The 21,884-nt window shown below is 46.5% G+C and carries 25 protein-coding genes; 5 read left to right on the forward strand and 20 right to left on the reverse strand.

The window, feature by feature from the left end; translation table 11 throughout:
- Positions 1 to 84: 84 nt before the first annotated feature.
- From BLU03_RS01690 to BLU03_RS01715, 7 genes are all read right to left on the reverse strand, one after another.
- Positions 85 to 906 (reverse strand): YitT family protein, encoded by an 822-nt coding sequence (locus tag BLU03_RS01690; protein ID WP_076569486.1) that lies wholly within the window; start codon positions 904 to 906, stop codon positions 85 to 87.
- Positions 907 to 1,077: 171 nt separating this feature from the next.
- The gene (locus BLU03_RS01695; RefSeq protein ID WP_093105097.1) at positions 1,078 to 2,124 is read right to left on the reverse strand and encodes an NAD(P)H-dependent flavin oxidoreductase; all 1,047 of its coding nucleotides are present in this window, start codon (positions 2,122 to 2,124) and stop codon (positions 1,078 to 1,080) included.
- Positions 2,125 to 2,141: 17 nt separating this feature from the next.
- Positions 2,142 to 2,570, reverse strand: coding sequence for a GNAT family N-acetyltransferase (locus tag BLU03_RS01700; protein WP_093105100.1), 429 nt, complete (start codon positions 2,568 to 2,570; stop codon positions 2,142 to 2,144).
- Complete coding sequence (locus BLU03_RS01705) at positions 2,558 to 3,034, reverse strand: GNAT family N-acetyltransferase (protein ID WP_093105103.1); 477 nt, start codon at positions 3,032 to 3,034, stop codon at positions 2,558 to 2,560. The genes BLU03_RS01700 and BLU03_RS01705 overlap by 13 nt, the downstream gene beginning before the upstream one ends.
- Before the next feature lie 14 nt (positions 3,035 to 3,048).
- Complete coding sequence (locus BLU03_RS01710) at positions 3,049 to 3,399, reverse strand: YidH family protein (RefSeq protein WP_076569476.1); 351 nt, start codon at positions 3,397 to 3,399, stop codon at positions 3,049 to 3,051.
- Positions 3,392 to 3,562 carry a hypothetical protein gene (locus BLU03_RS13555; protein ID WP_176765376.1) on the reverse strand — a complete coding sequence of 57 codons (171 nt, stop codon included), beginning with the start codon at positions 3,560 to 3,562 and terminating at the stop codon, positions 3,392 to 3,394. The genes BLU03_RS01710 and BLU03_RS13555 overlap by 8 nt, the downstream gene beginning before the upstream one ends.
- Positions 3,563 to 3,581: 19 nt before the next feature.
- Positions 3,582 to 4,028: a GNAT family N-acetyltransferase gene (locus BLU03_RS01715; RefSeq protein ID WP_008589485.1), complete on the reverse strand. Its 447-nt coding sequence runs from the start codon at positions 4,026 to 4,028 to the stop codon at positions 3,582 to 3,584.
- A 132-nt stretch (positions 4,029 to 4,160) separates the two neighbouring features.
- Between BLU03_RS01715 and BLU03_RS01720 the strand changes: the two genes are divergently transcribed.
- Positions 4,161 to 4,739 (forward strand): DNA-3-methyladenine glycosylase, encoded by a 579-nt coding sequence (locus BLU03_RS01720; protein WP_076569472.1) that lies wholly within the window; start codon positions 4,161 to 4,163, stop codon positions 4,737 to 4,739.
- 75 nt (positions 4,740 to 4,814) lie between these two features.
- Here BLU03_RS01720 and BLU03_RS01725 read toward each other — a convergent pair whose 3' ends face one another.
- From BLU03_RS01725 to BLU03_RS01740, 4 genes are all read right to left on the reverse strand, one after another.
- The gene (locus BLU03_RS01725; RefSeq protein WP_084193823.1) at positions 4,815 to 5,942 is read right to left on the reverse strand and encodes a toxic anion resistance protein; all 1,128 of its coding nucleotides are present in this window, start codon (positions 5,940 to 5,942) and stop codon (positions 4,815 to 4,817) included.
- 111 nt (positions 5,943 to 6,053) lie between these two features.
- Positions 6,054 to 6,944: a hypothetical protein gene (locus BLU03_RS01730; protein ID WP_093105106.1), complete on the reverse strand. Its 891-nt coding sequence runs from the start codon at positions 6,942 to 6,944 to the stop codon at positions 6,054 to 6,056.
- Positions 6,945 to 7,070: 126 nt separating this feature from the next.
- Positions 7,071 to 7,478 carry a DUF3021 domain-containing protein gene (locus tag BLU03_RS01735; protein WP_093105109.1) on the reverse strand — a complete coding sequence of 136 codons (408 nt, stop codon included), beginning with the start codon at positions 7,476 to 7,478 and terminating at the stop codon, positions 7,071 to 7,073.
- A gap of 5 nt (positions 7,479 to 7,483) precedes the next feature.
- Positions 7,484 to 7,930, reverse strand: coding sequence for a LytTR family DNA-binding domain-containing protein (locus tag BLU03_RS01740; RefSeq protein ID WP_076569465.1), 447 nt, complete (start codon positions 7,928 to 7,930; stop codon positions 7,484 to 7,486).
- Positions 7,931 to 8,089: 159 nt separating this feature from the next.
- Between BLU03_RS01740 and BLU03_RS01745 the strand changes: the two genes are divergently transcribed.
- The gene (locus BLU03_RS01745; protein ID WP_093105112.1) at positions 8,090 to 8,716 is read left to right on the forward strand and encodes a class F sortase; all 627 of its coding nucleotides are present in this window, start codon (positions 8,090 to 8,092) and stop codon (positions 8,714 to 8,716) included.
- Between the two features lie 142 nt (positions 8,717 to 8,858).
- On the opposite strand, the gene BLU03_RS01750 is transcribed toward BLU03_RS01745, so the two are convergent.
- Positions 8,859 to 9,635, reverse strand: coding sequence for an SDR family NAD(P)-dependent oxidoreductase (locus BLU03_RS01750; RefSeq protein WP_093105115.1), 777 nt, complete (start codon positions 9,633 to 9,635; stop codon positions 8,859 to 8,861).
- 156 nt (positions 9,636 to 9,791) lie between these two features.
- On the opposite strand from BLU03_RS01750, the gene BLU03_RS01755 reads away from it, so the two are divergent.
- Both BLU03_RS01755 and BLU03_RS01760 read left to right on the forward strand, forming a co-directional pair.
- Positions 9,792 to 10,433, forward strand: coding sequence for a LytTR family DNA-binding domain-containing protein (locus BLU03_RS01755; RefSeq protein ID WP_076569460.1), 642 nt, complete (start codon positions 9,792 to 9,794; stop codon positions 10,431 to 10,433).
- 129 nt (positions 10,434 to 10,562) lie between these two features.
- Entirely contained in the window at positions 10,563 to 12,071 is a 1,509-nt protein-coding gene (locus BLU03_RS01760; protein WP_176765377.1) for an acetyl-CoA hydrolase/transferase family protein, read from the forward strand.
- Positions 12,072 to 12,166: 95 nt separating this feature from the next.
- On the opposite strand, the gene BLU03_RS01765 is transcribed toward BLU03_RS01760, so the two are convergent.
- From BLU03_RS01765 to BLU03_RS01780, 4 genes are all read right to left on the reverse strand, one after another.
- Positions 12,167 to 13,510 (reverse strand): LPXTG cell wall anchor domain-containing protein, encoded by a 1,344-nt coding sequence (locus tag BLU03_RS01765; protein ID WP_093105121.1) that lies wholly within the window; start codon positions 13,508 to 13,510, stop codon positions 12,167 to 12,169.
- Positions 13,511 to 13,624: 114 nt separating this feature from the next.
- Positions 13,625 to 14,413 carry an ABC transporter ATP-binding protein gene (locus BLU03_RS01770; protein WP_093105124.1) on the reverse strand — a complete coding sequence of 263 codons (789 nt, stop codon included), beginning with the start codon at positions 14,411 to 14,413 and terminating at the stop codon, positions 13,625 to 13,627.
- Positions 14,414 to 14,476: 63 nt separating this feature from the next.
- Positions 14,477 to 15,241, reverse strand: coding sequence for an anti-sigma factor (locus BLU03_RS01775; protein ID WP_076569454.1), 765 nt, complete (start codon positions 15,239 to 15,241; stop codon positions 14,477 to 14,479).
- Positions 15,238 to 15,798 (reverse strand): RNA polymerase sigma factor, encoded by a 561-nt coding sequence (locus tag BLU03_RS01780; RefSeq protein WP_008589461.1) that lies wholly within the window; start codon positions 15,796 to 15,798, stop codon positions 15,238 to 15,240. The genes BLU03_RS01775 and BLU03_RS01780 overlap by 4 nt, the downstream gene beginning before the upstream one ends.
- A gap of 284 nt (positions 15,799 to 16,082) precedes the next feature.
- Between BLU03_RS01780 and BLU03_RS01785 the strand changes: the two genes are divergently transcribed.
- Positions 16,083 to 16,955 carry a DMT family transporter gene (locus tag BLU03_RS01785; protein WP_093105127.1) on the forward strand — a complete coding sequence of 291 codons (873 nt, stop codon included), beginning with the start codon at positions 16,083 to 16,085 and terminating at the stop codon, positions 16,953 to 16,955.
- Positions 16,956 to 16,962: 7 nt separating this feature from the next.
- Here BLU03_RS01785 and BLU03_RS01790 read toward each other — a convergent pair whose 3' ends face one another.
- The 4 genes from BLU03_RS01790 to BLU03_RS01805 form a co-directional block, all read right to left on the reverse strand.
- Complete coding sequence (locus BLU03_RS01790) at positions 16,963 to 17,943, reverse strand: Gfo/Idh/MocA family protein (RefSeq protein ID WP_093105130.1); 981 nt, start codon at positions 17,941 to 17,943, stop codon at positions 16,963 to 16,965.
- 162 nt (positions 17,944 to 18,105) lie between these two features.
- Positions 18,106 to 19,392, reverse strand: coding sequence for a M20 family metallo-hydrolase (locus tag BLU03_RS01795; protein WP_093105133.1), 1,287 nt, complete (start codon positions 19,390 to 19,392; stop codon positions 18,106 to 18,108).
- 15 nt (positions 19,393 to 19,407) lie between these two features.
- Entirely contained in the window at positions 19,408 to 20,649 is a 1,242-nt protein-coding gene (locus tag BLU03_RS01800; RefSeq protein ID WP_093105135.1) for a metal-dependent hydrolase family protein, read from the reverse strand.
- Between the two features lie 31 nt (positions 20,650 to 20,680).
- On the reverse strand, positions 20,681 to 21,850 hold the full coding sequence (locus BLU03_RS01805) for a hypothetical protein (RefSeq protein WP_093105138.1): 1,170 nt from the start codon (positions 21,848 to 21,850) through the stop codon (positions 20,681 to 20,683).
- Between the last annotated feature and the right edge of the window lie 34 nt (positions 21,851 to 21,884).

Raw genomic sequence — 21,884 nt, forward strand, 5'->3', positions numbered from 1 at the left:
AGCGCTTTTTTCATTTACTGAAGAAAGTCGCTCTTTTTATGCAAAAAAATCGCCTCCTCTGCATGAAGAGACGATTAACAAAACTTATGAGCGTCGGAAGTTACCGAGCACTTCTACGGTTTCCGTCACGCTCACGAAAGCCCGCGGATCAACGTCCTGAATGATGGACTTGACAAGTGCCAGCTCGTAGCGGGAAATCACCGTGTACAGAACCTTCCGTTCCTCGTTGGAATATCCCCCTTGAGCGTTCATCACCGTAATGCCGCGTATAAGATTTCCAATCAGTTCACCACGGAGCTTCTGATCCTGATCTGTTACCACCATAAGACTAAGTTTAATGTGACGAGTGTGGATACGATCCACTACGATTCCGGTAATGTAAATGGAAGCCAGTGTGTAAAGTGCGAGTTCCCAGGTAAAGAAAAACCCGGAAGCGAACACGACGAGACTATTCAGACCGAACACAAGAACGCCAAGAGGCAGATCACGTTTCAAGGTAAGAACCAATCCGATAACGTCAAACCCTCCGGTGGATCCATAAAAACGGATAATGATACCGATACATGCGCCGACGATGACTCCCCCGAATACGGAAGACAAAAGCGCATCCTCTGTTACTTGAAGCACCGGCACATAGAGCATGGCCACCGACGTTACTGCCACGGAAAACACACTGTTGGCGATGAACTCTTTTCCGAGTTTCATCCAGCCGATGATCAGAACCGGTATGTTGAATACGATGAGCCAGATTCCTGAACTTAACGGGGTCAGCAGGCCGAATATCATAGCCAGCCCGGTTACGCCGCCCGATAGAACTTCATGCGGCAGCAGGAAGAAGTTAAACGCAAAAGCCAAAACGACTGATGCCGTGAATAATACAATAAGATTTCTGAAACGATGTTTCACTTACTATCCCTCCGATCTCTCGGGTTTCTTAATAACACTTAATAGATTTTAGGGTCACAAAAAAAAGAAGTCAATAAAAAAATCATCGTTTCTTTGAAGGTTCCCGAGGAGTCTATATATTAAAAGCAGCTGCAGAGGCGGGTCCCCTGCAGCTGCTTTCAATGTTCTCTTCTATAAGCTCTCTTTCCAGTACTCTGACAACTTCCGGATAATGTCAGCTGCAGCACTATCCTCGGAGAGTCTTGGACTCTGCCCCGACCATAGAGACATAAACTCCGTCTTCTGCAGCCGTCCGGCTTCCTTACGGATCGGTTTTGTCAACGTGTTCTGAAGGGGATATTCAAGAATCGTCCGGCCGTCCATTTCGCGGATGAACCGGTTCTCAATCCCGCGGGCCGGCTTCCCGCTGAACACATCGGTCACGACAGTGTCAGCTTCTGTCGCTTCAAGGATAGCACCTTTGTGTACGCGTTTCGCACCACTTTCCTTACTCGTCACGAAGGCCGTGCCAAGTTGAACACCTTCCGCTCCAAGAGCAACTGCCGCGGCTATCCCCCTTTTATCCATAATACCTCCGGCCGCTATAACCGGAATGGATACATGGTCGGTGATCTGCGGAATAAGCGACATCAGGCCGATCATTCCTTTTTCGAATGAAACGTGGAACGTCCCCCGGTGGCCTCCGGCTTCTGCTCCCTGGGCGACGATTGCATCCATCCCCGCTTCTTCGTTGAGCACCGCTTCTTCCACTGTCGTGGCAGTGCCCATCACTTTTATGCCGGACTGCTTCAGGGAACGGATCACCTCTTCCGGCGGAATACCGAAAGTGAAGCTGACTACAGGTACCTTTTCTGCCAGAATCCCTTCTATCTGTTCACCGAAAACATACGGAATATCAGGGTTCACGGCCGCCTCCATCCCAAGTTCTTCTCTGAAAGGATGAAGGGCACGCATAGCTTTCTCTTCTTCTTCGAGGCTTGAAGAAGGATGGCCAGGGACAAACAAATTAACGCCAAAAGGTTTTTCCGTATGTTTTTTCACTTCCCGGATTGAATCCTTCATCGCTTCCGCCTCCATATAGCCGGCTCCTATCGTACCGAACCCGCCGGCTTCAGAGACAGCAGCCACCAGCTCGGGTGTCGTCACTCCTCCGGCCATTCCTGCCTGTATAATCGGGTAATCCGTCTCCAGCAGTTCAACGATTCTTTCACCTTTCATATTTTGAACCTCCCCTGTCATACATTCTTTTTCAGAAAAACATACCCGGTCTTCTCATAGTCCATCTTTTCTTCATAAAACTTGTGGGCATGCGACTGAGACATTCCTGAAGATAGAGCTACGTGATCATATTTATTCTGAGCGGCCCATTGCTCAACGAAGTGAAGCATCATTTCCCCGTACCCGTAATTCCGTTTTTCATTTGTAACTACAAGGTCTTCAATCCATACGAGTCGTCCATAGTAAAGGCTTACAGCCGGTTTGAATCCTGCGACTGCAACGATTTCCTCTTCCTCCATCATACCGAACATATGGTAATTATCCCGTTCCATCGCTTCCGTCACAAGTTCCGAATACTTGTTCAGATCGAGGTTCGTACGTAATTCATTCACTACAGCGAAAGCCTTGGTAATATCCTGTTTCGTCGTCAGTTCTACAAGTTCCATGTATTAACACTCCCGGTCATTCTTATTACTTTCCCATTCAATTCTTCTCCTGCCTCTTTCATCCCTAATTTTTTATAAAAAGCTATCGCTCTCCTGTTCTCAGGAGCGACACGCAGGTGAAATTCAGTGATATCTTTTTCACGAAAAAATTTCATGGCGTAATTATACAAATTTAAGCCAAAGCCGAGGTCCCGCCATTCTTTCTCAAGGTAAAACAGATGAACGTAACCGATGATCCGCCCCTTGAACTCCCGGACCGACAGTTCCAGTTGGCCGATCGGCTCCCCTTTTTTCTTCACAAGTTTCATACCGTCGGGAAATTCTTCCGCCTTCTTCTGTAACCAGTCCAGATAATCTTCTTCGTTCATAGAATCCGAACTGCCAAAACTTTCCTGAAAAACTTCTCTCCTGAACCGGAGTACCGTGTCTCTTTCCTTTTTCACGTTGATAGAAGTAAATTCCATTTTTACTCCTCCCCTTAATTGACAGCGAAAATATATACGCCTACGAGAAGCACCAGCAGTACGGCTATACTCGTCATGAACCCGATGAGCCAACTTGAGGAACGGAAACGGCTCTCATTGATATTCTTCCGGATGGTATAGTAATTGACAGTAGAGCCGACGATAGTCAATATCCCAAGTGCGAGAGCACCGATACTGACGGTCAGCACAAGTGTCTCTTCCGTTTCCCCTTCCCCGGGACCTGCATTTATGTGCAGAGTCGTGGCCAGAAATCCGATACCGACCAGGGCAATCGCCGTACGGATCCAGGCCAGGTATGTACGTTCATTCGCCAGATGCTGCTGGATCAACTTCTGTTCATCCATTCGTCCGGCCTTCCTTGTTCTCCCGTCTTCTTCTCAGAACAATCGCAATACATATCCCGATGTAAGCACCAATTACTGCAGGGACGAAAGGCAAATCAACGACCAGCACGGCTATGCCGACAATAATAAGCGGCAGTATTACATAATCGAATATTTTCAGCATGGTATCCCTCTTTCAATCTTCATTCAATCGTCTTCACCAATCGTATCATATCACGGCACTGTATGCCGTTTTCCCATATATCATCCTCGTACTGTTTTATGAAAAAGTCTTTATCTACGTGATCAATACGAAATCCGTTGCGCTGATAAAACAACAGCTGGCCGATGCTTGAGTTCCCCGTTCCAGTTTCCATATTTTCATACCCTTCAGCAGCCTCAGCAGCAAACTGTAAAAGCCGGGATCCTACTCCTTTGCCCCGGTAAGAACCTGAAACAGCTATATTCACCACTTCCAGTGTACCCGGCCGGGTCGGGAGGAGAACCATAACACCGATGACTTCCCCGGCTTCCTCTGCGACAAACACGTCTCCCCGGTTTATGTAGTCGATGACGTGATCTTTCATCGGATCTGCTTCCAGCAGGAGTTCCATAGGAACCTCGACTCTGTTGCAAGGTTTAATAATCACTGATTTCCACCCCTTTCCCTTCCATGCAGAAACTGTATTTCAATATTCTATCATACCCGGGCTCAAGGGATGAGCTCTCCTTACGTTTCAGTCTGTTCAGGTATGGTATCATTACTTTCGAGGTGAATTAACATGGAACTAATGCCTGCTTCATTTTTTCAGCAGCCGGCCCTTACACTTGCGCAGAACCTGCTCGGCTGTGAGCTGATCAAAGAGACGGAAGAAGGAACAGCTTCCGGTTATATCGTAGAGACCGAAGTATATATCGGAGCTGTGGACAAGGCGGCCCACAGCTACAACTATAAACGTACCAAACGTACGGAAGTGATGTTCGGAGAAGCCGGACATGCCTACACATACGTTATGCACACCCACTGTCTTGTAAACGTGGTGGCGGGAGAACAGGGAGAACCGGAAGCGATTCTCATACGTGCCGTCGAACCTGTCCGGGGGATAGATCTTATGTACAAAAGACGCGGGGATAAAAAGGAAAAGGAACTTACGAGCGGCCCCGGCAAACTTACGAAAGCGCTCGGTATCGTGAAAAACGACTACGGGCATCCTTACGGGGAACCCCCGTTGTACATTGCTAAGGGTTTCACTCCTGAACACATTTCCACCGGTCCCCGCATCGGTATCGATAATTCAGAGGAAGCCAGAGACTTCCCCTGGCGTTTCTGGGTTACCGGCAACAGGTTTGTGTCCAGATGAAGACCTGCCGGGAATTGCAGTTCCGTTCCCCTCCTCCCTGTCGCACTATGAGGAATGGCACATAAAAAGAACGCTTCAGTCACGAAGCGTTCTTTGCCCGGCTTCCCCGGATCCTGCCAGCTTTTTTCGAACGTTGGCGTTCAGCTGGTCCATTTCTTCAATAAACTGTTCACTGGAAGCGATGATTCGCTCCGACGACTGTTCGGTCGTCTCCAGAGCTTCAAACACATTATCGAAAGATTCCTGAAGCGCTTCAATGCTGATGGCAGGATTTTCCATCATGGAAGTCGCTTCTTTCGTGTTATCCCGTAAATTCCTGGAGTTGGATAACAGCATCTCTTCCGTCGCTTTATTCACACCATTCACCGTATCGATTACTTCTTTCTGGTTATTGAGCGCCAGCTGAATCGTAGCGGAGACGGTAATAATATTTTTGGTGAGCGTTACCGCATTCCGAATAGATTCTTTCAGTTTTTCATTGTTTCTTTTAATGATGTCCACAGATGAAATACTTTGAATGAGTACGCTTTTCATCTGCGTCATATTTCTCGTCCGTGTGATAATTTTCTCTTTTCCCTCTTCAATCAGTGCATCGTCGTGTTCTCCGGTTCCTTCTTTTTCCTTCAGAAGCTGGAACAGTTTCTTTCCGAGATAGATCTGCTTTTCCAGCTCGTATATACGCTCCCGTGCACTTTCCTTAATTAAGCCGAGCTCCACACTGTCCTCTTCCAGTCGGTCCTTACCGGCAAGTAAACTGCGGACGATCGTTTCAATACGTCCGTCCACGGTTTCGTATTTCTTCATGTAGCGCTCGATCGGTTTTTTGTTGCTCATTTTGTAAAAAAATTTGGTCACTGCATTCCCTTCCGTCTGTTTCGGATCCAGATCGGAAACTACGTTCTTCAATTCATTCAGCGTCCGCGGGATGTCATTGTTACTTTTATTCATGAGATCGTTCACCGGTCTTTTGAGGGAATCCATCGTTTCTCCGGCCACCCGCTGTTCTTTCTCACCGAGATCACCGAGCTCCTTCAACACCTCCGAAACCGAACCGTCTTCGGCTTTGTCGAACTGACCGGCGTAGGATTCGGCTTCCCGGTTCAAACGTTCCATATCTTCCTGTTTAATCAGCGTCTTCGCTTCCTTCAGATCCTGCTCATCCATTTCTGCTTCTATACTTTTATTTTCAAACTCCTTACTCATGTCGCATCTCTCCTTATAAGGTATCGATAAAACCGTATGCCTTGTTGACTTGTACGGCAAAAGCGGACGTCTATCTGTAATACGCAGCGACGAGGGGAAGGGTTTCGATTTTCAGTACGGATCTTCTTCTCCGGATGAAAACATCTCCTGTCCGGAGTCTTTATATTTCGTGGTGATGATACCTTTGCTTCTTGCAAAATTCTTTGTATAAGTTTCTTCTTCTTTCGCTTCCAGCCTTTCGATGAACTTTCGTAAGTCCTCCATCGTTTCCTTCAGTTCCTCTTTTTTCTTCTGTTTATTTTCAGGCGACAGACTGGAAAAAGAATCCAAGAAAACAGGAACATCTTTAAGAATCATCGTTTCCAGCGCGTGCTGATCCTCTATATCGAGTTTATCGATCCGTTCAAACTGCTTCTGCGTACGTTTTTTTAAGCTTCTCCAGTCTGCCTGCAGCTCCGGATCACTTTCAGCGAAAGGAAACACCCACCCTTCGAATATCTCCGCCGCCTGTTCGCTCACCGGATTATCAGGAGGGCCTTCTTCACGTATCCCGGTCACGTTGTGTTCCAGATAAGAGTCAAGGAACAAAAAAAGTTTCGTCGCAAAATCCCCGAGCGTTTCTCCGAGCCCTTTTTTGCGCGTGAACTCTTCTTTCAATGAAGTAGGAACCAGTGTATCTTCCTCCCGGCCGTTTATTCTCTCCAGCCTGGCAATAAGAAGCCTCGGCGGTTTACCGTACATCTCAACGGTCGCCTGGAACATGGAAGACAGTGGAACCGTTACTGTCATGTAGACTCCTTTCCAGGACAAATCAACGATGTATCTCGTTTTCATTTCAGCTATTTCTTCAATATCAAGGTCAATATATACAGGTCTTTTCCCTTTAGCGACCTGCTTCATATCTCTGAAAGTCTGGAAATCAATATAGTGCTGGTATTCGGAACCATATGGCATGAACGTTCGTTCAAGCGTTCCGAGTGTAGAAGAGTAGAGGTCTTCCATCGTTCATCATCCCCTTCTTATTCACCCTTCCAAACGGGTGTTATAGTAAAAGAATACCACAAATACCGGGTATAGAATAAGCTGGAGACGTTACCTGAAAAAATAAGACCGGCTCCCGGCCGATCTTTACGCGTTAAGGGAATCATTCAGTTTTTTCGCCTGGAAATAAAAGTACAGATAGCAACCCGTCCAGATTAGAATGTATCCGGTCAGAAAAAGCAGAATCCCGAACAGCAGCCCTGCGAAAGTAAGCGGGAACCAGCCGATACCGATACCAAGAATGAAATAGAGAGAAGTGACGATAAAGAAGTGTACGATTGTCCGTTTCCTGAGTGTCCAATGTTCAAATGTAAATATCAGGGCCCCTACACTGAAAAACCAGCCGCAGAAAATAGATGCCGCCGAATTTTTGAAAAATAGCGCGGCGTCAAAGGATTCTGCGCCTGCTGCGTAGAATCCGGTATACATCAATACGGCGATAAGCGCTCCAAAACAGATACCGACAAAGCTTTGGAAAATCAATTTCTTCCCCATTTTCTTCATCCTTTCCCTTCGAGTTTATTCCTGATTTGGGACACGTATTTCCGGGATACGTACTCCTTCTCCCCGTTTTTAAAATAAACGCACAGGGTACCATTGAAAGAAGCTTCAAATTTTTGCAGAGCGTCGAGATTTGCTATCGCTGATTTCGAAAGTCTTACGAAGTGATCCGCAGCCAGTTCTTTTTCAAGCTCGTACAGTCGCTCTTTCATTCGATATCTCCCGTCTTCGGTACGAGCCATCACCGTCTTATTCTCTGTATAGAGGTACAGAATCTCTTCAGGTTTGAATATGTGACGTGTATCGTCATTCATTCCACTGAAATAAGAGCGTCTTTTCTCTTGTAACCGTTCCATAAGCAGAGTCACTTCCTCATTCCATTCTTTCGCCCGGATCAGAACTTCCATTCGTTCCAGCGCCTCATCGATTTCCACGTTGATTTTCATACCCTGGACCTCCCTTCCTCGCTATATGCTTCTATTATAATAGAAGCGGCCGGTAATCCGTACCGAATGTTTCCAACCGGACGATAAATAAAGGCGACGTGCAGAAATAATGATCCAACGTGTAACTTATTCCGTAAGCTATGTAAAGGAGGCAAACTCATGCCTAAATATTTTCTCATTTCAATTCTTATATTATTGAGCGGCTGTATGAATACAAATGACGAAGTAAAGGAAAGGGAAGAAAGTCAGGAAACAAACAAAACGGAAGTGAAAGCACAAGCGGAAAGTACCGGTAACTATGACGAACCGATTATTAAAGATGAAAGAGAAGCCGTGACCCCAGCCAAACTATCCATACCGGCTATTGATGTCGAAGCGGAAGTCGAACAAGCAGGAGTCGACGAGAAAGGGCGTATGGGCGTACCGGACGGGTCTGAGAATGTCGCCTGGTTCGAACCGGGAACGAAGCCCGGTGCTGCCGGTAACTCCGTCATGGCAGGACACGTTGACGATACCGTAAATCCGGCAGTGTTTTATAACCTGCACGAACTTAAAGAAGGCGATGAGGTTTCCGTTCAGAACAAAGATGGGAAAACACTTACTTTCGAAGTGACAGGTAAAGAAGTGTACGGGTTCAAGGATGCTCCAATGGAAGAAATATTCGGTTATACCCACCGGAGTGCTCTTAACCTGGTTACCTGCTACGGAGATTATGTCGGAGATACTACCCGAAGAGAAGACAGACTAGTAGTATATACACAATTGAAAAGTGAAAGCTCTGATTAACCTTTTGACTTCTTCTTTACCGGGAAATAGCGATGCGACAAAATAGAAGACACAACTGCACCGTACGACAGATGGTGGTGTAGTTGTGTCTTTTATTCATAGAACGATACAGGAAGAAAAAGCGTTATCTGCCTTTCAAGATTTATACTTGTGCAGTTATGCTATCCAGCGTATGGAGCAGGGACTGCACTTTTTCATCGTTCTCCGCATCCGGATGAGGATTTCCGAAATTACCCTTATCGTTATCGTAATACTTCCCGGAAGCTTCCCGAAACGAATCGGATAAAGCAGCCTGATATAAAACCCGGGCTCCGATACTGATATCGTGCCCATCTGTTCCGAACGCCTCTTTCACCATTTTGCTCCCAAGTAAAGACATCGGATTAACAGCCACTATCACCGGTTCACTCTTTTTTGCCATACCGAATGTCCACATCGTTAGTGCCAGCTTACTTTGACCATAGGCTGCGTCGTCCCCGATTTCTTTTTGCTTCATCATCTTGTCGAGGTCGACAGGCTGCTGTGCTGCGGAGGACAGGTTGATGATACGACCTGCCCTGTCCATGAGAGGAAGAAGACGCCTTGTGAGTAAATAAGGAGCGACCGTGTTGACCGCAAAGCGGATATCCAGGCCGTCCCCGGTAGTTTTCGCAGGCGTTTTGTATATTCCGGCATTATTAATGAGAACATCGAGACGATCGTGATGATCCGTAACCCTGTCGGCAAATGCTTTCACCTCTTTAAGTACAGAAAGGTCGGCTACGTAAGTTTCAGCGTTCTCTTTTCCCAGTTCCTCTTCCACCATTTTCAGCTTTTCTTCATTACGCCCGTGCAGCAGAAGAGTGTGGCCTTCTTCTGCCAGCATGCGTGCCGTTGCTAATCCGATTCCGTCCGTAGCTCCTGTAATCAGAATTTTCATCGTACTCCTCCTGTCTGTGACTGACTCGTTCACTATTTATAAACCTGTTCCCTCTTCCTTGCTCTTTTAACATGGAAATGCCGGCCTGCCCCCGGGGATTTTTATATTCTTCAATGTTACAATAAAAGAAAAGTATTAGGAAAAGGATGATCTGAAATCAATGTCAACGCCCATACTTTAGTAGATGTCATCGGAGACCTGTTCTCTGGAGAGACTTCTCTCGCTTTATCGGATACGGAGAATTACGTTTATTATCGTCCCAGTAAACGGATTGATTTAAAAATCAGCGCCGGAGATCCGGTCACCAGAGGGACGATTACCTACAAAGCCCTGAGCACGAAGCAGAAAGTCTCGGAATATATAGACCGGGACGTTTTCGGTGTGCCTTATTACGGCATGGCAGTTCCCTATGAAATAGAAGGAGAACTGGCCGGGTGCGTAACTGCCATTTTCCCTACGCTGACCAGTGCCCTGTCCGTGGTCACCGTCAAAGAGAATGACAGGTGGATTCCGTTGAAGTTCGAACAGGTGCTTTACATAGAAGCGAAAGCGAAAAAGACGTTCGTCGTAGGAGAAGGGCACACGGGAGTACATAAATACTCTTTGAATGAATTCGACTTCTTTCTGCCGGGAAGTTCCTTTATCCGCTGTCATCGCTCCTTCATTGTAAACGTCAATCATATTCAGGAAATCTATCCGGACACTCATTCCACGTTCCTGCTTAAAATGAGTGATGATTCCATGATCCCGGTAAGTCAGACCCATTCCGGTTATTTGAGGAAGCTCCTCGGGTTCTGATTTACTCTTTCTCATCATCTGATATTCTTATTCGTAAAGAAAAATGACCATTCCGTCGGAAATCTCCAATTCTTCCCTTTTTATAAGATAAAATATTCACAACAGTCTTATAAAAAGAGGTGGAACTATATGGGTATAGAAAATAGCCGAATTTTAAATGAAGACCTGATAGAACGCATTGTTACAGCCGAAACTGCAGCTTCCTGGATCAGGGACGGTATGACGCTTGGATTAAGCGGATTTACAAGAGCCGGAGATTTGAAAGCGATACCAGAAGCACTGGTTAAGAGAGCAGAGACAGATCCATTCAAAGTAAATGTATTTACAGGAGCGTCACTCGGGTCGGACATAGACAGAATGTTCGCGGAAGCTGATATTATCAATAAGCGCCTTCCCTTCCAGGCCGATCCCAGAATGCGTCAGGGGATAAATGACGGGTCGTTTCACTTCGTGGACCAGCATCTTTCCCATACTTCGGAAATGTTGCGTCAAGGGGTTTTACCTGAAGTGGATTACGCTATTTTGGAAGCGGTTTCTATCAAAGAAGATGGAACTATTATTCCGACAACTTCCGTGGGGAATTCCCTGGCCTTCGCCATGCATGCAGAACACATTATTGTGGAAATCAACGAAGCTCAGCCCGAGGCCCTCGAAGGTGTCCACGATCTCTATGCTCCTGCTCCCCAGGGACAGCGTGAACCTATTCCTCTCGTCAGCCCGGAAGAAAGGATAGGAGCTGAAGGTATCCAGGTGGATCCTGCAAAAATCAAGGGGATCATCTTTACGAACCAGCTGGATTCCCCTTCTACAGTCACACCGCCGGATGCGGAAACGCGTGACATAGCCGGTCACCTGATCGATTTTCTCAAAGAGGAAGTCAGGTTAGGAAGACTGCCCGAAAATCTTGTACCTTTGCAATCGGGTATCGGTTCAGTAGCAAACGCTGTATTCCGCGGCCTGCTGGATTCCGATTTCGAACATTTGCAAGTCTATTCGGAAGTGCTTCAGGATTCAGTGATAGACCTTCTTGATGCCGGAAAAGTGGACTTTGCATCAGGATGCTCATTTACGTTGTCCGAAGATAAAATGAAACAAGTATTCTCAAACTTTGAAGACTATCGTGACCGTGTGGTACTGAGACCACAGGAAATCTCGAACCATCCGGAAATCATCCGCCGGCTTGGTCTTATTTCTATCAATACGGCCGTGGAAATGGACATATACGGAAACGTGAACTCTACTCACGTAGGCGGTACTAAAATGATGAACGGAATAGGAGGATCGGGCGACTTTGCCCGAAATTCGAGACTGGGTATGTTCGTTACTAAATCAATAGCCAAGGACGGAGACATCTCAAGTATCGTTCCATTCGTTCCACACGTCGATCATACCGAACACGATGTAGATGTTATCGTGACGGATCAGGGATATGCAGATTTACGCGGTCTCGCACCCCGGGAACGTGCCAAGCTGATCATTGAGCGCTGTGCACATCCGAGTTACAGGGAACAACTTCACGATTACTTTGAAGCGGCCCTGGAGCGGGGCGGCCAGACTCCTCACATGCTGGAAGAAGCACTCGCCTGGCACAGAGAGTTCGAAACAAATGGTACGATGAAAAAATTGGTGAAATCCTGAAATCATATGTAAGGACTATAAAACCCCGGGGAAGAAAGCTTTAGTTCAAAGCTTCCTTCACCCGGGGTTTTAGTTAATAGCGGATTGTTTTCATTTTACTGCTGGTTCTGTTTTCTGAAGTGCAATGTAAGTGCTGTAATCAGCGCAAACATTCCGGCAACGGCAAGCCACATTGTACTGTTCATGCCGGTGTCCTGTGGAGACAGTCCGGTTTCAGGCATTTCAGAAGGCATTTCCTGGCTGAATTTCTCAGGGAATTGTGCAGAAATAGCTCCGGACAGTGCTTTACCAGGGTTGAACATATGAGCGTAAGCGTCACGGATATCCGAGTAAGCTTTATCATAGTCTTCCATCGTATAGCTGTCAAAAGCTCCAATCAATTGATTCACGTGTGTTTGAAGTCCTTCTGACATAACGTCTGCACTTACTTTTCCTTCCGTAGCGGTTTCAATAAAGGAAGAGAAGTCAGCACGATAATCTTCAAGAGCGGATAGTGCTTTCTCTTTTGCTGCTTCATCTTCTGCACCTGTCGCTTCTACATAAGAGACGAAGTTACCGATGTGATCGGACCACATTTGCTGGAACTGTTCTCCTGCTTCTTCTCCGTATACAGATCCGATAGTATCAGAAAGTTCTTCTGTGTTATTGCTCAATGCTTCTGCAGAGGCTTCGAAGTCTTCACTTCCGTCGATGCCATTCTGCATAGCTGTCACTGCAAGTCCAGCGTGCTCACTTAACAGGTAGCTCAAATCAGAACGAAGATCTGCTGCAGGTGTAACTGCGGATGTATCATTGAATTTCTCAGGGAATTGGTTGGACATAGCGTCAGACAGGCCTTTACTTACCATATACATGTGACTCATAGCTTCCCGTTCATATTCGTAAGCAGCTTCATAGTCACCTGCGACGAAAGCATCAAAAGCTCCGATCAGCTGGTTCACGTGCATTTGAAGTCCTTCCGCGAGAGCTCCTGCTTCCAGTCGCTCACCAGTAGCATCTTCAAGGAACTGGGAGAATTCTTCCTTGTATTCCCCGAGGTTATCGAGCGCTTCCTGTTTAGCCTCTTCGTCCCCTGCATCAGTAGCCTTCACGTAATCCACAAAATAGCCGATGTGCTCGGACCACATGTCGTTAAACTGTTTGCCGGCTTCTTCCCCGTATACAGAACCGATGGCTTTCGACAAATCATCTGTGTTCTGGCTCAAAGCTCCTGCAGCCTGATCAAAATCGGAAGCTCCTTCCGCTCCTTTTCTCATCGTTTCTACTGCGAGGTATACGTGTTCACTTAACAGGTGGTCAAGAGACGAACGCAATTCTACAGCTTCTGTATCCACGGAAGGGGTCGGCATATGATCCTCCGCATAAACGTTCAATCCTAAACTCGGTATAGCGATGGTGGCAGCAAGTGGAATTGTTACAAGTCCTTTTTTCCAGTTCATTAATAATCCTCTCCTTTTTTAATTAATTACACCAAGCATACGGAGCGGATATAGAAGTGGATCATTATTTTCTAAAAAAAGTGAACTTTTTTTGAATTTTTTTGTGAAAAGCTTTTATGAAAGATGTGAACGCTTGCTAAGTTCAGGTCTCTGACCCTTCCAGGAAATCTCTACAGATACCCCGAAAAAGGAAGACATTACATCTGATTCGAGAAGCCTTTTTGTATTCCCGGCATCATATATCCCGCCGTCTTTTAAAAGAAGAGTATGCTCAAAAACGGGAAGTATTTCATCTACATGATGAGTGACATAAAGAATGGTCGGCCCGTCTGTACCCCCGGCTATTCGTTCCACCGACTCCAGCAGCTGTTCCTTTGCAAGAAAATCAAGCCCGTTCGTCGGTTCATCCAGAATAAGGAGCTCCGGCTCTGCCATCAGGGCTCTCGCAATAAGCACCCGCTGTTTTTCTCCGGAAGAAAGAGTGTCGTACAAACGGTTCGCATAATCGTAGCAGTCAAGTTCCCTCAGTAGACCGATCGCTCTTTCTCTTATTTCATCCGTAGGCGTATCATACAGCCCTATGGAAGCAAAAGCTCCACTCAATACGACCTCAAAAGCATTGTCCCCTTTATGCAGACGGTTCTGTACCGAAGCGGAGACAAAACCTATCTGTTTTCGCAGCTTTTCTGCCAGATACGTCTTTCCGAATTCGAGACCGAGAACATTCATCGTACCGGAGGAAGGAAACGTGTAGGCATTGATCAGATTCAAAAGAAAAGTCTTTCCTGAACCGTTCAGTCCAAGGATTGCCCAGTGCTCTCCGTTCTCTACTTGCCAGGTGATGTTATTTAATATAAAGCGACCCTCTCTCTTTAAAGAGATGTCCTGCATGTCGATGATCATTCTAAAACTCTCCTTTTATTTGTAAAAAGCCGCCCCCTGTAAAGAGGACGACTTTCGTAATTTTTATATCTCTGCGGCCAGTACAATTTCCCCCTGAGGTGTTTCACTGTCAGGCCCCGGTTCTTTAGTGATAGCAAGGGTATCCCAGTTACCGTCTTTAAGCTCATCCATAGGATAGGTCACTGCTCCGGAACCTTGTTCGTTCGTTACAAATGTTCCGGCCCTTACCGGATCCCCTTCCTCAAGAAGCCAGACCTGGTAAGCCTCGTTACCCGAGAGAGGAGCGAGCTGTTCTGCCTGGACCACGAGCTGCGACTCTCCGTCATTTGCGACCATGGAAGCCTGACCTTTGGCTTCTCCTCCTTCAGGGTTCTGAAGAGTAAGGTCCTGCCTAAGGTTATCGATCACAACTTCCTCCTCCGGTTGAGTGGTGGAAGTGCCGGGCCACTGATTCAGGAATGCCGCATTTCCGACAAGTGATGCAGCTAGTGCGGCCGCAAGCCCCCAGACCGCCCAGTTTCTTTTCCTTGTTCGGGAGAGCGCGGGTTTTTCCTTTTCCTTCTTCTCTTCAATAGGAATTACATTGTCATAACCCTCTTCTTTTTCCTCTTCTTCAAAAACGGAAGAGAGTACGCGGTTTTTCATACCGCTATCCGGTTCAACCGGTTCGGAAAGATAAGGGAGAGACTCGGTCAGCTCACGCAATTCAGCCAGTTCCTCCCGGCACGACTCACAGCTTGCCAAGTGATTTTCAAATTGAGCTTCTTCTTGCTCGGACAACTGTCCGTTAAAATAATCTATCAGATTATCACATTGTTTATCACTCATGTCGTATCTCCCCCCCTTCCTCTTTCCGTCATTTCAGTCTGTAAATGTTTCAACGCCATTCGTATTCGTCCCTTTACTGTTCCCAGGGGCACGTCCAGCTGTTCTGCTATCTCTCTGTGGGATTTTGCATCAAAATAAAACAGCCGGATTACCTTCTGTTGGTCTTCTTTCAATACTTTCATCGACTGGCGCACGGCCGTCGCTTCTTCTTTCGACTCATACATCTCCTCGATCGAAGGTTCATTAGTCTGAAGCGCATCTCTTTCATCGAGTTCATAAGGGGTGTCCTTCTTCTTCCTCATCAGATCAATCGCTGCATTCCTCACAATCGTGAGCAGCCAGCTCGAAAATTTTCCCTTCGATTCATCATACGTACCTTTTTGAGTCCATAATTTCATGAATACATCCTGGACGACTTCTTCCGACAATCCGTGATTGTTCGTCATCTTGTAACTAAAAGAAAAGACTAGTTTCTCATATTTATCATATAACTGCTCGAGGGCATCTTTATCTTTATGCAGCAGACGCCGGTAGAGTTCTTCATCCGGTTTACTCATCTGATTCTCCTTTAATTGTAGTAAACCTATTATAGAAAATAGAATACTGGATTACAATGTTTCTCACTAAGTATACGTATGAAAATCCGCTTTGGATCTTTGAATTTTAAAAGTTTCGTCTATACTGCCGATAGTGAAAGCCAATCCCCATTGGTGGTCCACACCAGTGGACGCCCTCCCCTTTTACGAACGATTTATGAATTATAGGTTTACGTTATGTCTCATGAAGGAAATGGTTACAGATATATTTTTGGAAAAAAAGGGTAACGATCAGGAGGGACGTAATGAAGATGAGAGGAATAGTTCTGGTAGTGCTTGCAGCTGTATTCTGGGGGATTTCTGGTGGAATAGGGGATATACTTATGGGTAAAGGCTGGAGCCCTCTCGTCATTTCCTTTTATCGCGGAGGAGTAGGATTGATATTATTCGCGGGGTGGTGGCTGGCCGGCAAAAAAGAGAAGCCGGTATTCACTCCCCCTATTATATTATTTTCTGTACTTGCAGGAGCAGGAGTAGCAGGGAACTTCACCTTTTACTTTTTCGCTATTGAAGCTTCCAGTATCGCTGTCGCAGCAACGCTTATGTATACGGCTCCGGTATTTGTTCTGCTCGCTTCCTTCTTACTGAGAATAGAGGACTCGACCTGGTTCAAATGGGGATGTATTATCGGCGTCCTTCTCGGTATCGTTCTGCTTACGGGTGCCTATAACACCGACAACCTTTCGGGTGGTGTCTTCGGTATTACAGCCGGACTGGCGGCAGGTGTATCTTACGCACTGTTTATTTTCGGTTTTAAAAAAGCGACAGCAATCGGCGATCCGAAAACGATTCTGAGTGTCGCTTTTCTCACCTTCTGTTTAATCCTTCTTCCTTTTAATGACATGACCGAAGTAACGTATGCTGTAACTTCGGGAGATGCCGGATGGTTTATTCTGCTCGGTCTTGTCGGTGCGGGTATATCTTTCATCATTTACGTTATCGGGATGCGTTGGACTGCCCCCTCCACCGCTTCCATGGTAGCCATGGCAGAACCCGTAACAGCTTCCCTGTTTGGAGTTCTGTTACTGGGAGACACCCTCACCATTATTCAGCTTGCCGGCATGGCCGTCATTCTGTTCACTATCACCATCCTCAGTGTAAAACAATCGGGCAGTTAGAAGGCTTTCAGGAAAAGTAATAATTCTTTACCATTTTCCCCATCAGCTCGTTTGTGCGGATTGCGCTCTTTCCCGTGCTCGGGCAGCTTCCTTTACCAAGCAGTTCATTAACGATGGACTGGATATGATAATACTGGATGTGGGTCGGGTGCTCAATATAAAAAGACTCTTCCCCGGGTTCGGTCATGAGCTTCACAGACTCATCGCCGAAAGTCGAAAATGTTATCTCTCCTCTCGAGCCTACGATACGGTTGGTATCCCCGTTTCTGTAGGAAGAGAAATTCCATACTCCATTGCCGACTGCCCCGTTTTCGAATTTCCAGCTTGCGCTCACAGTATCTTCCGCCGGATGGGTGCCGGCAAGATTATCGGCAGCTCCCTTTATTTCAATCAGGGGCCCTAACAAAAAGTCGAACAAATCAAGGGTATGGGATCCTACATCGTACAACAGACCTCCCCCGCTCTCCTCCGGAAGGACCCTCCATGGCCATGTGCCGTCTTCCTGTTTCTGTACAGGTTTCTTCGTGTGCTGGATCGTTAAGAAACGTATGTCCCCGATTCTCCCCTTTTCAATCAGCTCTTTCACTTTCAGAAATCGTGGCAGAGACCTTCTGTAATAAGCGACGAACAGCGGCACGTCATTTTTTTCGCAAGCTTCTATCATCGTTCTGCACTCTTCTGCATTTCTTGCCATCGGTTTCTCTACATATACCGGCTTTCCGGCTTCGGCTGCCATCTTCGTATATTTCATATGTGATGAGGGAGGTGTAGCAATATAGACAGCATCGACTTCCTCATCCAGAATAAGATCCTCGGCACGATCATACCACCTGGGCACCCCGTGGCGTTCAGCGTAATCTTTCGCTTTCTCCCCGTCCCTTCTCATTACAGCCGTAAGTGAACTTTGATTCACCTGTTGAAAGGCAGGACCGCTTTTATGCTCCGTCACTGTTCCACAGCCTATGATTCCCCATCGGATTGTTTTCATCCGGCACCTCCTAAATGATTTCCTTCATGTTTCTTCCTGGTAGCTTTATACGTAGTGTAATACATTTTAACAGCTTTCTTCCAATTGAAGCACAACCTTCATAAAAAATCACAGCCTGAAGAGGTATGTTCCCAATCTCTCCAGGCTGTGTATATATTCTGTTCATTTTTTTTCGAGGTACGTCTTCAACACGTGAATTCCCTGGACGATGTCATTCAGCCCTGCCCATTCTTCCGGAGTATGGCTGATACCGTCTTTGTTTCTTATGAAGAGCATAGCTACCGGGTACCGGTGACCGATCACCAGTGCATCGTGCCCGGCACCGCTCGGTATTTCCACCGCTCTTATACCTTCATCATTCACAGCGCTACGTAAAAATTCCTTCGTTTCTGCAGGGACGGGGACGGGAGATACTTCGAAATTCTGTTGATACTCCACGTCCACATCATGTTTTTCGGCCAGCGTTTCAGCTTCTTCTATTATACGATCCGTGAGCACATCTCTGTCTTCTTTACGAATATCACGTATATCCACAATCAGTTCCACTGTCCCGGGGATAACGTTCGCTCCATTCGGACGGACCTCCAGTTTCCCTACTGTGGCTACAGCGGATTCACTGACCTCCCCCGGCATATCCGGGATGGAGCTTACAAAAGCCCCTGCAGCTACGAGGGGATCTCTTCTATCCGTCATAGGGGTATTACCGGCGTGTCCGGCGTGTCCGGTAAATGTAACGCTGAGCCAGCACGGTCCTGCAATCCCAGAAACGATTCCTACGGGAAGGTTTTCTTTTTCGAGTACCTTTCCCTGTTCAATATGTATTTCCACATATTCTTTTATATTTTTGTTATGGTTTGCAGCTTCGGCAAACGTCGAAGCAGATAAACCGACCTCATGGATAACTTCCGAAAAAGCAGCACCCTCACTGTCTTTCAAACCTTTTTGGATGTCCATATCGACTTTCCCCGTCATCGCTCTGCTTCCTGTTAAACCGCTTTGAAATCGGGAGCCTTCTTCATCGGAAAAAACGACCACTTCATAATCGAAATCAGGGAGAAAACCGCTCGCGTTCCATGCTTCGACTATCTCAAGTGAAGAGATTACTCCGACAGGTCCGTCGAAATGCCCTCCATTCGGCACACTGTCGAGATGAGACCCGCTCATCAAAACGGAAGATGGCTCACTTCTGCCTCTCATTCTGCCGAACACATTCCCCGCTTCATCTTCGGACACCGTGAGCCCCGCTTCCCTCATCCAGCTTTTCAAAAGTTTTTTTGCTTCCTGCTCTTCTCCCGAAAAACCGAGACGGAAACTTCCTCCGTCCCCGGTTCTTCCTATTTCAGAAAGTTTATGAAGACGGGTAGCTACCCTTTGACCGCTCACTCCATTTCGATCAAATTCGGAATTATAATCATTCATCAGATTCGAATATAATTCGTTCTCTTGCATATGTCCACTTCCTTTCTACCGGATCAGGTTCTTTTGAATCTTTCCGTCTTTCATGACCATTACGATTCTCTCACTTTCTTCCAGTTCACGGATTTCAGCCAGAGGATCAACATCCGTCATAATAACGTCCGCCAGTTTACCTTCTTCAATCGTACCTACTTCCTTTTCCCACCCGAGGCATTCGGCGGCAGTCTTCGTTGTGGCTGTCAGCACTTCCATAGGTGTCATACCCGCATCGCACAACAAGCCGAGTTCCCTCAGGTTAGTGCCATGCGCGAAAACTCCTGCATCTGTCCCCATCGCAATTTTCACTCCCGCCCGGTGGGCTTTTGCGATGCTTTCTTTATGAACTTCAATCACTTCTTTCGATTTCTCGATAGCATAGGAAGCCATGGAATTTTCACCTTCTGCCGATTCAAGCACAGATACCGGGGCAAGAAGTGTCGGCACAAGAAATGTATCGTTTTCACGCATCAGTTCAATCGCTTCATCATCGATATAAATACCGTGTTCAATCGAATGTATTCCTGCACGAACAGCGTTTTTGATTCCTTCGGCCCCCTGGGCGTGGGCCATTACTCTGATGCCTTTGCGATAAGCCGCTTCCTCCACCATCACTTCCAGCTCTTCCTGAGAAAACTGAGTGTATTCAGGATGATCCGTCGGGCTTGATACCCCGCCGGTGGCATGTACTTTTATCACTTCAGCCCCGGCCCTCAGCATTTTCCTGACAGTCTTTCTTACTTCTTCCACTCCATCGCATATGGCATCCGGCATGCCGGTGTATGTCTGCAGAGTAGTATCAACCCCTGAACGATTCCAATTATCCCCATGGCCCCCGGTAATGGTAAGAGGATTAATACTCAGCTGCATACGGGGGCCGGCTGCAAGACCGTCTTCCACCGCTTTCTTCATTCCCAGATCGGAAAAACCGGCATCTCTCACTGAAGTGATACCAGCGTTCAGTGTTCTTCTCATGTAATGGATACTTTTGTAGAAACGATAGGAGAATGGAGTTAAAATGGTTTCTTCCAGGCCGCCCATTTCCATAGCCATATGAACGTGAGTATCTATAAAACCGGGAAGAATGTACTTCCCTTCTGCATCAATAATATCAGCATCCTCCGGTATTACCAGATCATTTAAAGCGGTCACCTGTTTAATTTTATTGCCTTCTATAACTACCGACATTCCTTTTTGCGGTCCTTTACCCTTTCCGTCGATTAACACACCGTTTTTTATCACCGTAATACTCATATTCCTCTCCTCCTTCTTTTATTTAAAAAAGTTATAAAGTTCCTACTAAAATACTGGCAACGACTATCGAACCTACCGTAACGGAAGTGAATCCCCCAATCAGCATGGGCGCCACCAGTTCATCCATGATCCGCTTCCGTTCTTCTTCGTTTCTTCCGACACTTCTGCTTACCTCTTCGACGATAAGATAATCTCCCGGAAACCCATAAAGTGCTGTCAATACTACCGGAATGGACTTGGTCGGTTTCCAGTTGAATATTTTTCCTCCAATAAGTCCGCCGAGCATCAACCCCGCCGTTCCGATAATTATAGTTACGATTACGGCCAGTAAGGAAGAGACTACCTGGTCCCACGTAATTCCCACGAGCGAACTGATGACGACGACAATTAAAGCTACCATCGCAAGACCGGTACTGTTGGCTTTATCTAAAGCCCGGTCCGGATAGAATCGCAGTGCTGAACCGGTAACCCCGATTGCAAGAGACCATAAACTGTAATTGATCCCGGTTGCATCTCCGAGCCACGTTGCAGCCGCTCCTCCGATAAACAGCAAAAATAGAATAAAAAAGTCACTTTGCATGATCCGGTCAGGAAAAATCAGTTTTTTCGTTTTAGTACTAACCATCGGATCGGAAGACTCTCCACTTTCTTCCGCACCATTTTGAGACGGATCATCGCGAATAGTTACAGCGTATTTACTCAGCAGAATTGAAGTCAGAGGCATGCCGATAAGGTTCTGAAGAGCGAAAACCACTACAGGAATAGCCGCCAGTGTAGTGAATCCGGCCTCCGTCAGTCCTTCAGCGGTAACAATGTATGCTATGATTCCACCTGTGAGCGGGCCCGCTCCCGCTACCGCTGTATTGTAATCGAAGATCAACGTAATAAGCGTTAGCATGGTAACTACCGAAATAACAAGACCAATAAGTGTAATAAGTACGGCTTTGTACTGTTTTTTCAGCACAGAAAGGGGAATAAGTGTCCCTAAATGCACAATCAGCACCGGTACGAGTACACTTCCGGCAGCTACAAAGGTGGACGCCTCAATATATGACTCCGGTAATACTCCTGTCTGAAGAAGTATGAATACTGTACCTATAACTACGAGCAAAGTAGGTATTTTCGCTTTTGAAGTAATGGACAAAATTTCACCGAGGGCAATGATGGCCGTCAGTATCCCCATAATATAGATAGCTTCCATATATTCACCTCTTTTTAGTTATTGTCAAAATTAT

It is taken from the genome of Salimicrobium album (genome assembly GCF_900107115.1).
In the GTDB taxonomy this organism is placed as follows: domain Bacteria; phylum Bacillota; class Bacilli; order Bacillales; family Halobacillaceae; genus Salimicrobium; species Salimicrobium album.

Coding starts and splice junctions, on each gene's coding strand:
- BLU03_RS01695 (WP_093105097.1), bottom strand. CDS start 2,124: ATGAAAGGTGAAAGAATCGTTGAACTGCTGGAGACGGATTACCCGATT.
- BLU03_RS01700 (WP_093105100.1), bottom strand. CDS start 2,570: ATGGAACTTGTAGAACTGACGACGAAACAGGATATTACCAAGGCTTTC.
- BLU03_RS01705 (WP_093105103.1), bottom strand. CDS start 3,034: ATGGAATTTACTTCTATCAACGTGAAAAAGGAAAGAGACACGGTACTC.
- BLU03_RS01710 (WP_076569476.1), bottom strand. CDS start 3,399: ATGGATGAACAGAAGTTGATCCAGCAGCATCTGGCGAATGAACGTACA.
- BLU03_RS13555 (WP_176765376.1), bottom strand. CDS start 3,562: ATGCTGAAAATATTCGATTATGTAATACTGCCGCTTATTATTGTCGGC.
- BLU03_RS01720 (WP_076569472.1), top strand. CDS start 4,161: ATGGAACTAATGCCTGCTTCATTTTTTCAGCAGCCGGCCCTTACACTT.
- BLU03_RS01725 (WP_084193823.1), bottom strand. CDS start 5,942: ATGAGTAAGGAGTTTGAAAATAAAAGTATAGAAGCAGAAATGGATGAG.
- BLU03_RS01730 (WP_093105106.1), bottom strand. CDS start 6,944: ATGGAAGACCTCTACTCTTCTACACTCGGAACGCTTGAACGAACGTTC.
- BLU03_RS01735 (WP_093105109.1), bottom strand. CDS start 7,478: ATGGGGAAGAAATTGATTTTCCAAAGCTTTGTCGGTATCTGTTTTGGA.
- BLU03_RS01740 (WP_076569465.1), bottom strand. CDS start 7,930: ATGAAAATCAACGTGGAAATCGATGAGGCGCTGGAACGAATGGAAGTT.
- BLU03_RS01745 (WP_093105112.1), top strand. CDS start 8,090: ATGCCTAAATATTTTCTCATTTCAATTCTTATATTATTGAGCGGCTGT.
- BLU03_RS01750 (WP_093105115.1), bottom strand. CDS start 9,635: ATGAAAATTCTGATTACAGGAGCTACGGACGGAATCGGATTAGCAACG.
- BLU03_RS01760 (WP_176765377.1), top strand. CDS start 10,563: ATGGGTATAGAAAATAGCCGAATTTTAAATGAAGACCTGATAGAACGC.
- BLU03_RS01765 (WP_093105121.1), bottom strand. CDS start 13,510: ATGAACTGGAAAAAAGGACTTGTAACAATTCCACTTGCTGCCACCATC.
- BLU03_RS01770 (WP_093105124.1), bottom strand. CDS start 14,413: ATGATCATCGACATGCAGGACATCTCTTTAAAGAGAGAGGGTCGCTTT.
- BLU03_RS01775 (WP_076569454.1), bottom strand. CDS start 15,241: ATGAGTGATAAACAATGTGATAATCTGATAGATTATTTTAACGGACAG.
- BLU03_RS01780 (WP_008589461.1), bottom strand. CDS start 15,798: ATGAGTAAACCGGATGAAGAACTCTACCGGCGTCTGCTGCATAAAGAT.
- BLU03_RS01785 (WP_093105127.1), top strand. CDS start 16,083: ATGAAGATGAGAGGAATAGTTCTGGTAGTGCTTGCAGCTGTATTCTGG.
- BLU03_RS01790 (WP_093105130.1), bottom strand. CDS start 17,943: ATGAAAACAATCCGATGGGGAATCATAGGCTGTGGAACAGTGACGGAG.
- BLU03_RS01795 (WP_093105133.1), bottom strand. CDS start 19,392: ATGCAAGAGAACGAATTATATTCGAATCTGATGAATGATTATAATTCC.
- BLU03_RS01800 (WP_093105135.1), bottom strand. CDS start 20,649: ATGAGTATTACGGTGATAAAAAACGGTGTGTTAATCGACGGAAAGGGT.
- BLU03_RS01805 (WP_093105138.1), bottom strand. CDS start 21,850: ATGGAAGCTATCTATATTATGGGGATACTGACGGCCATCATTGCCCTC.